Annotated in this window: 10 protein-coding genes; 5 read left to right on the top strand and 5 right to left on the bottom strand. The window is 34.4% G+C overall.

What is annotated here, in order from left to right; translation table 11 throughout:
• Positions 1–149: 149 nt before the first annotated feature.
• The 4 genes from hemW to BKH40_RS08275 are packed head-to-tail and all read right to left on the bottom strand — an operon-like array spanning position 150 to position 3209.
• Positions 150–1205 (bottom strand): radical SAM family heme chaperone HemW, encoded by a 1056-nt coding sequence (gene hemW / locus BKH40_RS08260; protein WP_095278550.1) that lies wholly within the window; start codon positions 1203–1205, stop codon positions 150–152.
• An 18-nt stretch (positions 1206–1223) separates the two neighbouring features.
• Positions 1224–2069, bottom strand: a complete 846-nt coding sequence (locus BKH40_RS08265) for a hypothetical protein (RefSeq protein WP_095278551.1) — start codon at positions 2067–2069, stop codon at positions 1224–1226.
• A complete protein-coding gene (locus BKH40_RS08270) occupies positions 2066–2365 on the bottom strand; it encodes a hypothetical protein (RefSeq protein ID WP_095278552.1) in 300 nt (99 codons plus the stop codon). Before BKH40_RS08270 ends, BKH40_RS08265 begins: the two co-directional genes overlap by 4 nt.
• 10 nt (positions 2366–2375) lie before the next feature.
• Positions 2376–3209, bottom strand: a complete 834-nt coding sequence (locus tag BKH40_RS08275) for a metal ABC transporter permease (RefSeq protein WP_095278553.1) — start codon at positions 3207–3209, stop codon at positions 2376–2378.
• 520 nt (positions 3210–3729) lie between these two features.
• Here BKH40_RS08275 and BKH40_RS08280 point away from each other — a divergent pair.
• Entirely contained in the window at positions 3730–3936 is a 207-nt protein-coding gene (locus tag BKH40_RS08280) for a hypothetical protein (RefSeq protein WP_095278554.1), read from the top strand.
• 501 nt (positions 3937–4437) lie between these two features.
• Entirely contained in the window at positions 4438–5229 is a 792-nt protein-coding gene (locus BKH40_RS08285) for a CoA ester lyase (RefSeq protein ID WP_095278556.1), read from the top strand.
• A gap of 43 nt (positions 5230–5272) precedes the next feature.
• On the opposite strand, the gene flgA is transcribed toward BKH40_RS08285, so the two are convergent.
• Positions 5273–5953, bottom strand: a complete 681-nt coding sequence (flgA, locus tag BKH40_RS08290) for a flagellar basal body P-ring formation chaperone FlgA (RefSeq protein WP_095278557.1) — start codon at positions 5951–5953, stop codon at positions 5273–5275.
• A gap of 106 nt (positions 5954–6059) precedes the next feature.
• On the opposite strand from flgA, the gene BKH40_RS08295 reads away from it, so the two are divergent.
• The 3 genes from BKH40_RS08295 to BKH40_RS08305 all read left to right on the top strand — a co-directional run.
• Complete coding sequence (locus BKH40_RS08295; RefSeq protein WP_095278558.1) at positions 6060–6632, top strand: flavin reductase; 573 nt, start codon at positions 6060–6062, stop codon at positions 6630–6632.
• A 28-nt stretch (positions 6633–6660) separates the two neighbouring features.
• Complete coding sequence (locus BKH40_RS08300; RefSeq protein WP_143428481.1) at positions 6661–7770, top strand: lipid A deacylase LpxR family protein; 1110 nt, start codon at positions 6661–6663, stop codon at positions 7768–7770.
• Positions 7771–8306: 536 nt separating this feature from the next.
• Positions 8307–9963, top strand: a 1657-nt coding sequence (locus BKH40_RS08305; RefSeq protein WP_095278561.1) for a methyl-accepting chemotaxis protein, incomplete at its 3' end; no start/stop codon positions are given.

Here is a 9963-nt window from a genome sequence, read left to right on the forward strand (position 1 = left end):
TTTTCAAAAGAGGCTTTTTAGTTCCTTTTTATATAGGTTATTAAATATTTAGATGGGGAAAACTTTATTAAAAACTATATTTGGATGCTTATAATTAAGTTTAATATATGCTAATTGAGTGCACTTTCTGCGAACAAAAAGCTTAAACTCTAACTTCTTCTAAGTAGCCACAAAGCTATCTCATCAGCTAAAAATAAGTCTTTTGCAAAAAAATGATCACCTTTTATATAAATCTTATCTTTTAAAGATTCTAAAAGTTTAAAGCTATAGTCTTTTGTGCTAACTCCTACTTCACTTCTTAAGCCTAAAAAAAGCCTTTCTGTTTGCAAGTCAGCCTCGCTTAAGGGCTCTTTAACCCTTTTAGTTGGATGCTTTATATACTCACTTAAGTCTTTGCTTGCATAAAGTCTACTAGCACCATTAGGCTTGATATCTATCTTAGAAACACTAGATGCGCCAACTCCAAGATAGTCTTTGCCTTCCCAGTAAGCAAGATTATGCTTGCACTTATAGGGTAGGGCGAAATTTGAGACTTCATACTGGAAGGCACCATAGGATTCTAAAAGCTGCTTTATGAAGCTTGATTGGCTTTCAAGTGAGGCTTTATGATTAGCGTTTTTTAAGCCAAAGCTAGAATCTTTATCTATACTAAGTGAGTAGCAAGAGATATGATTGATATCAAGCTGTAAGGCACAATCTAACTCGTGCTTTAATCTTGCTAAAGAATCTAGTGCTGTGTCATAGATTAGATCTATACTTTTGTTTTTAAAGCTGCTTGCAAGCTCTAGGCTTTTAGCTATATCTTTTACTTTATGCTTTCTTTCCAAAAGCTCAAGTTTATCTTCATAGAAGCTTTGCACACCTACACTTAACCTATTTGCACCAAGACTTACTAGATCATCACACCACGACTTAGATATAAGATTGACATTAGCTTCTATGCTTACTTCAGCACCACTAACTAGTAAAGGGTTTATAAGTGTAAAGATTTGCTTATAAGCTTTAGAATCTAAAATATTAGGTGTGCCTCCACCTATAAAAACAGATTCTATACTTTTAACGCTATAGTACTCTAGTTGATATTTTAGATCGATCTCTAAAGCTTTGATGTAGGGTGAGAAAAGATGCTTCTGATTAGTTTGTGAGTAAAAAGCGCAGTAGCCACACTTGCTATCACAAAAGGGTATGTGTAGATATAAGATCAAGTGGCTAGAGTTTTATAGCTAGAACTCATATCCTAGTCTTACGCCTATGGTACTTGTAGTGTTAGCTGGCTCTAAGAAAAGCCCTTTATAGACACCACTTCTAAAAAGAGGCTGTAAGTCAGAGTCTCCTATAGAGTACTGGTCATAAACTATAGACATGCTAGCTATGCCTGTATTAAGCTTATATCCAAGCCCTAGAGATACCTCAAAGCTATTGCCCGTTTGCTGATTAAAGGTGATGTCATTATCATAGCCTATATTGCTAAAGTAGCTTATGTTATAGCCTCCAAAGACGCGTCTATAAGTGCCTGATACTAATAAAACCATCTTTTCATTTAATGAAAACTTGGCATTTAGCGTAACTGGTATGTAGTAATAGATCTGTTTTCTACTATAGGCTGCATCACTTAGGATGTTGTTTAATAAAGCTCTTGCACCAACTCCCACAGTTAAGTAGGCTTCAAAGATAGAGTAGCTATATATCCCACCTATGCCTATAGACATGTTAAAAGCTCTATCAATACTAGTTGCCTCAAGGGGAGTTTTAGCACCAGTGCTTAGGTTAACGGCACTTCCATGGTAGGTATTATCCCCTATGCCGCTAGCAGAAAGATCAGCTTTAATAAAGAGGTGTTGATATGAGATGCCATTCATCACGCCAAGTTCTAGCATGCTTCCTTGTATGTTCATAACACCGGGTTCGTTATAAGTATACTTCATAATGCCGCCTGTGACTTTGAAGTGATACTGTGCTTTGGCTGAGTTTAGATCAGAGTAAGCACTATCATTAGGGCTTGAAGTATCTGCTGCTTTAAGAAGGCTTAGTCCTAAGAGGGGGACTAAAAGTAAGTAGAGTTTTTTCATTGCACTATCCTTTTAACTATCCCCTTAGCATCTTCATAAAGCTTGATGCTAGGGGATGACTTTATCTTATCTATCTCAGTGCCCATAGTTGCAACATTAGACTGCACTTTTCTTAGATCTCTTATAACTCCTGCTGTTGCCCCCACTTCTATAAGTAGGCTTATAAGTATTAAAAGTAGTAGAAATATAGCTATAAATGAGGCGATGATAGTGACTTTAAAAGAGCGTTTAGCTAGCTTTTCTATTTCTATAATCTTTTCTTCGATAGGCAAATCTAGTGTTGGTTTAGTAGACATCAAATACCTTTTAAAATCTCTTTTTTAAAGCTAACTTTTTTATAATTAGAGCTATTACCATAAAAACTAGAGCACACATAACAGTGCTTGCCCCAGAGCTTATGTTTAGCTTATAGCTAAAAAACAGTCCAACGCACATAAAAACCAAAGATAAAATACTTGCTAATAACATCTGCATACCCAAGCTTTTTACTACCAAAGTAGCGCTATATGCCGGGATAGAAAGCATGGCTAAGACTAAGATTAACCCCGAAATTTGCATGCTAAATATTATACCAATGGCAATTAGGATGAATATTATATTATAAAAAAGCTTAGTTTTTAAACCCAGCAGTTTGCAGAACTCTGAATCATAGCTTACGCTTAGTATCTCCCTATAGTAAACCCCAACAAAGATTAAAAGGATGACATCAAAGATGATGATGGGTGTGAAGAGGTCTGTGTTTATAGCGATTATAGAGCCAAAGAGATAAGATTCTAAGTTGGCATTAAAGCTAGGAGTTAGATCCATAAATATCACGCCCACTGCCATACCAAAAGCCCAAAGTATAGTGCTAAAAGTATCTAAAAAGGTCTCATTTTTCTGTTTTACAAAAGATAGAAGTAAGGCTACTATGATAGCTGCCCCTGCTGCACCTATAACAGTAGAAAAGCCAAAAAATATAGCTATGCCTATACCCCCATAAGCACAGTGTGCTACTCCGCCTCCTATAAAGACTGACTTTGAACTTACTAGCAAAGAGCCTATGACGCCACTTATGATGCTTATTAGCACTATGGCTATTAGGGCGTTTACTATAAAGGAGTTGTTGAAAAGGGAAAAAGTGCTTAGAAAAGATTCCATTTCTTACCTTGAAGTGTGCTTTTAATATTCTAACATAGCCACTAGTTTTTATTAAAGATGCATCTTAAAAAGCTTTAATAGTAAGTCTTACTTTGTGTTAGCTTTATAAGTGACTTAGAATCTAATCTATTTGTTCTGTGATACGCATAATTTTTATAGACTAAATAGCTTTTGTTATATTTGTGAGATGTGGTTTTTGATATTACTTAGTTTTGAGTAGAGGTTTAGAGGCTAGCTATACTCTCATTTTATAGCTATCTTAGGAAATGATTAAAATTATCATTTGAGTATTTTTTTATTTAGTAAAGTAAAACTATAATTAAGTGTTAATTTTTATCTAAAAAGTAAAAAATATAAAAATTTTAAATTAGTAAAAAACTCTTTATTTAGTAATATATAGTTTACTTACGTTTTAAAAAGAAAGAAAAAGTTTTATTATTTTTGGGTTTTTAAAGAAAGATTAAGATTAAAGCACAAAAAAATACTTTAGAATTACTCCATATCAAATAAAGGATTGCAGATGGCAGGACAAGTAAATAAAATGAAATCACTAAGAGAACAAAGTCAACTTGATCAACTTGCCGTTATGACAGCTTACAACATACTACTTACTCTTAAAAATGCAGGTAAGATAGACGCTAGCACTTATGATTCTTATAGAGACTATGTAGCACACTCAGAAAGCACTAGCTCTAAAAGGGAACAAAAAGCTAACACTAAACGTTAGTTGCAGTCTAGCTAAGTTTGTCTAGTTATAGCTAGGCTTGTGATCCTTGAATATTTCCTAAACCTTGATTAAAAGACTTTTAGCGGGGTTTAGGCCTTAAGTCTTCTTTTAATTTGTTAGCAGGTTTTTACTATTTTATAGCTTTACATATCCACTAAAGCTTTTAGATCTCACTACTAAAAATTTTCACATGATGATAGAATCTTCTAACTTGCCTATGATGTAAAGTCCAGTAATGCAAAGCCTAGCCTTTTGTCTAAAAGCACTAGCAGTATTTAAGTTTAAGTAAGGTTTTGATAGTGTTTTATACATTATTATATAAGTGATGTGATTGTGTAGATAATGTGCTATAGGCTTAGTGTGGCTTGCTATAAAATATTAAATCTAGCTAGACTTATATAATATTAATTTTAGTTATTATTTTTTAAAACATGAAAAGCATTTATATCTAAGCAGTTAAAAAGTTAATTTTAAAAGTAAAACATAAAAAGAGGGAAGTAGATGAAAAGCTTACTTTTTGTACCAGCAAGTAGGGAAGATAGATTTAAAAAAGCCTTTAGCACAAAGGCAAGCTCCATTATATTTGACCTAGAAGACACGGTTAATGAAGCTGGGAAAAGCAAAGCTAGGGAGAATATAGAGAGATTTGCTAGAGATAACAAAGATGAAAAGTTTTTCGTCCGTATTAATAGCTTTGAATCAAGCTCTCACAAAGACGACTTAAAGCTTTTAGATTCTATTAAGCCAAGCTTAAAAGGCATCATGCTGCCAAAGGCTGATAATAAAGATGAGATAGAAAGCCTAGAGTATAAAGTCTTAGCACTTATAGAAAGTGCCTTAGCAGTTTATAGTTTAGAGAGTTTGATAAGAGCTAGGAACCTACTAGCACTAAGCATAGGCCTACTTGATCTAAGCTTAGATCTTTCTTTAGAAGAGGGCTGTGGGAAGGACTTTATACTAGATAGTATAAAAGTAAAGATGGTTGTGCTATCAAAGGCATTTAACTTAGCCAAACCTATAAATGGCGTATATGCTAGATTTGATGATAAAACTGGCTTTAAAAAAGAGTGCGATAAGGTAAGAAGCATGGGTTTTGGTGGGGCACTTTGCATACATCCTATGCAAGTAGAGATAGTTAATGATACTTATTTAAGGGGTGCTAAAGAGCTTGCTTGGGCAAAAGAGATAGTGCGTCTTGCAGAGCTTCATGATAACTCAGTGTTTAGTTTTGAAGGTGCTATGATAGATTTGCCAGTTATACTAAGGGCTAAGGCCTTGCTTGGCGAGCTTTGAAGGGGAACATAAAGTAAGATAAAAACTATATAGAATCTAGTTTTTATCTAATCTCTACTAGATTCTCCCCTGTAACTACACCTTGTAAGATCTTATTACTATCTAGTGTTCTTAGCTTTATCATATCTCCCATAGCACCATTTTGAAGTGCTCTAAATGTACTTTCAACCACTACTCCACCCACGCTAGTTTTAGCACTTACTAGTTCATTCATCCTAACCAAGATAGCAGGCTTTAGCATCCTATCTAAGATAATAGTATCTTTTTGCATAGCCACTTTGCTAGCTGAGCTTAGGATAAGTCCTTTGCTTGCTAGTCCACCTTTACTAAAAGGGATATCTACTTCACTTAGTAAGTCACTTGTTAAGTTTTCATTCATCCCTATATCTCTTTTTGCCTTGAAGGCTTGCACAGTAGCACTAAGAGTGTAGCTAAGACTATCTTCAAGGATGGCGTTTTTATAGCTGTACTTTAGTCTTAGGTAGCCAGTGTTAGACTTTAGTGATAAAAGCTTCATGTTTAAAATCTTAATATGCTCTATATCAAGCGAGCTTCTAGCACTAAAGGTCACTTCTTTAACACGTAAATTTTGATACTTATTAAGGTAGTCGTTTTTTATATACTGCTTTATAGATTCTATGTTTGTAAGCTTTGTGCTGTGGCTGCTAGGACTTGCAAGCAAAAAGCATAAAAAGCTTAGAGATAAAAACAGATACCTTAACATCACTTCTTCCTTAAGTCTCTAAAGACTAATCTTCCATTTTTTATATAAGCTTAGGCTAGTAAAAACCTCTTTTTCTTATTATAATCAATCTTAAAAGGATTAAGCCATGATTTACAATCTGCAAAGTGCTTCTAAACTAGCAAGCTATAAGCTTTTGAGTAACACAGTAGTGCCACGTCCTATAGCTTGGGTTTCAAGCGTTTCAAAGCAAGGTGTTGTAAACTTAGCACCATTTAGTTTTTTTGCACCAATTTGTTCTAGTCCAGTTATATTTTCACTTGCTTTGACTATGAAAAGCAGTGGAGAGAAAAAAGATACTTTGAAAAATATAGAAGATACAAAGCTTGCTTCTATCTCCTTGCCTAGTTTTAAAAATGCTAAGTTGATGGAGCTAAGTGGAACTGAGCTAGAGTATGATAAAAGCGAGGCTAGCGAGTTTGGCATAGAGCTTTTTTCTCCTTTAGCAGCCTTTCCTCCTATAGCTAAAAGCGTGGATGTTGCTTACTTTTGTGAGCTAGAAGATATCTTATCTTTTAGTCCGGGGAACTTTAGTGTATTTTTAAGGGCAAAAGAGGCTTATATAAGAGATGAGCTTTATAGTGATAGCTTGAAGTTTGAGCTAGATTCTATAGGGCGTGTTGGGAAGGGATTCACGGACTGTATTTTAAAAAATATATAAGTTTTAAAAGATGTAAGGAAAGAGTGTTTTGCGATTTTTGTTATTTATAGTTTTATCATTTAGCTTTATTTTTGCAGCAAATTTATATAGTACAGAAAGCACAAGTCTTTACAGGCAAGCAAAGCTTGATAAAAAAGCCCTAGCCAAGCAGACTAAAGAAGAAAAAAGACGACTTAAAAAAGAAAGAAAAGAAGCCAAAAAAGCACTAGATGCTAGCCTAGCTAGCAAGGGCTACTATAGGCTTCACACACTAGCCCTCATATCAGAAAATGATGCTTATAGTGCCTTTGGTGATACCACCACCATGCTAGGTGGCTATCCTGATAGATTCTATACTGCTGGCACATCACTTGGCTATATTAGCAAAGACTTAGAAAGCATAGGCCTTTTACGCTATCTTGATCCCTTCTTTTTCACAGGGACAAAGACAGCGCGCGTAAGCTTTTTTCTAACACAAAAACTCTACACTCCTTATATAAAAGATGACCCTAACTTTGATGCGAGTGATAGACCTTATGCAGGCACGCTTTATGGAAGTTTTGGATTATTTTTAAGAGATGATGACTTCACGCAGAATCTAGTCTTAAAACTAGGAGTGCTAGGAAGTGCCGCCTTAGGCAAACAAACCCAAGAAGAACTGCATAATATTATAAAAGCCCCACAGTTTAAAGGCTGGAATCATCAGATAACAAACTATCCTCTAGTCGCCTTAGAGTATGACTTAAACTTCTATTTTAGATTCCTAAATACTTCTTATTTTCAATCTGACCTCATATTAAACCCAAGTCTTGAGCTAGGAAGTATCACTTCAAATATAGGATTAGGCGTGTATGCGCGTGCTGGGTATGGACTAGATAAGTCAGCTATAAACAACTATGTATTTAAGAAAGGCTTTTATATATTTGGCTTTTTTGGAGTAGTCCCACGTTTTGTGGCCTATGACTTAAAGGTAACTGGAGATAAAGTAGGCTTTGATAAATTAAGCTTAGCTAATGTACAAGGTTACTTTGAGTATGGAGTAAAGATAGGCTTTAGCTACTTTCAAGCTTCTTTTAAAGTCGTACAGCAAGCAAGGGAGTTTACAACGCAAACTCTTAATAATGACTATGGAAGTGCTAGCTTAGCTTTTAGCTTTTAGTCATGATGCTACTTTTTCTTTTTTGAGATTGCATGCTTTTAGCTAGCACTTAAGTTTAGTTTTTTAAAAGGATTGTTTTTGTAGGTAGTCTGTGTTTTTATTATTACATTGTGAGCTTTGATTGCCACTTGCAATGCTAAATGACAAAGTAGGTCTGAGCAAGACAAAGAATGCTTTTTTGCGGATGGATTCTATCTATATATTTCTATCTTTTTAGATATTTTTTATAATTTTATCTTTAAAATACGCACCAAGATTCCATAAGCACACGTTTTCAAGCTAGAATCTAATAACTAACAATAGCTTTAGGCATTTTAGCCTTTTTATATTTTAGTGTAACAAAGAGGATGGCAGCTTATATATCCCATAAGATATCTCTTTTATTATCACGCATCAATACAAAAAAAAAGATTATACTTAGTCAGAAGAGATGGGTTTTACAGCGGGATATAGCAGTTATTAATGCAACATTCATTTCTTGTGTTCTAGTTTTAAATCCAATATTTACCAATAGTTTACCAATTACAGGAGCATATATGAGAAAATCGATCAGTTTAAAAGTTGGCATTATAGTCGCCATAGTAGTGATTATAGTTATAGCCATACTTTCTGCCATAGTTATAGTAAATGCAAAAAGTGCTTTGAAAAATCAAGTTGAAGCGACACTTAGATACACAGCTATAGGTGTAGGAAGAACGACAGAAAGTCAAGTATCCCAAGTTGCTGTAAGCACAAAGTTAGTAGCCCATAAGATAAATCTTTTATTAAAAGACAACCAAGCTGAGTTAAGTAGTGCTACTTTAAAACGTGAGATATCTACCATGCTTGCTGCTACAAGACTCGGAATCATCTCTACTATTTATATAAAAAATGCCAAGGTTGATGACCCAAGATATCAATCAGGCAATGATGTCGCTATAAGTGGTGTTCAAAAAAATAATCAAGTTATATTTTTAGGTGCTAATGAAGCCGCAAGTATCTTTAGAAACTCGCCTCCTATGCAAAAAGCTTACACTACAGGTAAGCCAGCTCTTGGATCTCCTATGAGTGGTGATGTTGGTGGTACTAACTACTATGCACTGCAGATGGCATTTCCTTTGATGAAAGATGGACAAACAGTAGGCTCTATGGTACAAAGGATAGATCTTAATTATCTAACTGGCATTGTTAGTAATACTGCTAATGATCAGTGGCCAGGTATCTACCGACTAATAGTTGATCCAACTGATAGAGTAGTAGTAGGTAACTTTCCAAACTCTAATGGCAAGCTTTTTGCCTCTCTTGTAGATAGTGATGAGCATAGACAAAATGCAACTAGAGTAGATACAGGTGAGAACTTTACAACTGAAACCTATCTTAAAGATAGAAATGGTTATGCATTAATTGCCAATCATGGCTTTGAGATACCGGGATTTAACACTAAGTGGAGTTCATATGTATCTGTAGGCACTGACGTAGCCCTCAAACCAGTAACCACCCTAATTTGGATCATAGTCATAACTGCCATAGTAGCTATCATCATCATAGTCTTATTCTTCTACTTCTATATAGATAAAGCCTTTATAAAAAGAGTAAGAAATATACAAGCTACTTTAATAGATGCCTTTGCTGTTATAAACCATGAAAAAGCCATACATATAAATAAATTAGATTCTAAATCTAAAGATGAACTAGGAGTTATATCTAATGTTATTAATGAAGCTATGGATAAAACAAGAAACTCTCTCTCCAAAGACTCTTCAGCAGTATCACAAGCCCTAGAAGTAGCTAAGACTATAGAAGAAGGTAATCTAAGTATACGTATAACTAAAAACCCTGCTAATCCTCAATTACTAGAACTTAAAGATGTACTTAATAATATGTTAGATGTATTAGAAACTAAGATAGGAAGTAATATGAATGAAATAGAAAGAGTATTTGATAGCTATCTTAGATTAGACTTCTCTACTTCTGTATTAGATGATAAAGGTAATATAGCTAATAAAGGTAGTGTAGAAAGAGTAACTAATGCCTTAGGAGAAGAAATAAGAAAGATGTTAAAAAGTTCTTTAAGCTTTGCTTCTTTACTTAATGAAGAAGCTAAAAAGCTAAATACACAAATTACTAATCTATCAACTAGCTCTAATGCACAAGCTTCTTCTTTAGAACAATCTGCTACTGCTATAGAAGAGATAACTCAGTCTATGCAAAATG

This window comes from Helicobacter sp. 11S02629-2 (assembly GCF_002272875.1).
In the GTDB taxonomy this organism is placed as follows: domain Bacteria; phylum Campylobacterota; class Campylobacteria; order Campylobacterales; family Helicobacteraceae; genus Helicobacter_I.

What these genes read in the sequence shown, in the direction of transcription:
- BKH40_RS08270 (WP_095278552.1), bottom strand. Translation starts at nt 2,365, where the DNA reads ATGTCTACTAAACCAACACTAGATTTGCCTATCGAAGAAAAGATTATA.
- flgA (WP_095278557.1), bottom strand. Translation starts at nt 5,953, where the DNA reads ATGTTAAGGTATCTGTTTTTATCTCTAAGCTTTTTATGCTTTTTGCTT.
- BKH40_RS08280 (WP_095278554.1), top strand. Translation starts at nt 3,730, where the DNA reads ATGGCAGGACAAGTAAATAAAATGAAATCACTAAGAGAACAAAGTCAA.
- BKH40_RS08295 (WP_095278558.1), top strand. Translation starts at nt 6,060, where the DNA reads ATGATTTACAATCTGCAAAGTGCTTCTAAACTAGCAAGCTATAAGCTT.
- BKH40_RS08265 (WP_095278551.1), bottom strand. Translation starts at nt 2,069, where the DNA reads ATGAAAAAACTCTACTTACTTTTAGTCCCCCTCTTAGGACTAAGCCTT.
- BKH40_RS08285 (WP_095278556.1), top strand. Translation starts at nt 4,438, where the DNA reads ATGAAAAGCTTACTTTTTGTACCAGCAAGTAGGGAAGATAGATTTAAA.
- BKH40_RS08275 (WP_095278553.1), bottom strand. Translation starts at nt 3,209, where the DNA reads ATGGAATCTTTTCTAAGCACTTTTTCCCTTTTCAACAACTCCTTTATA.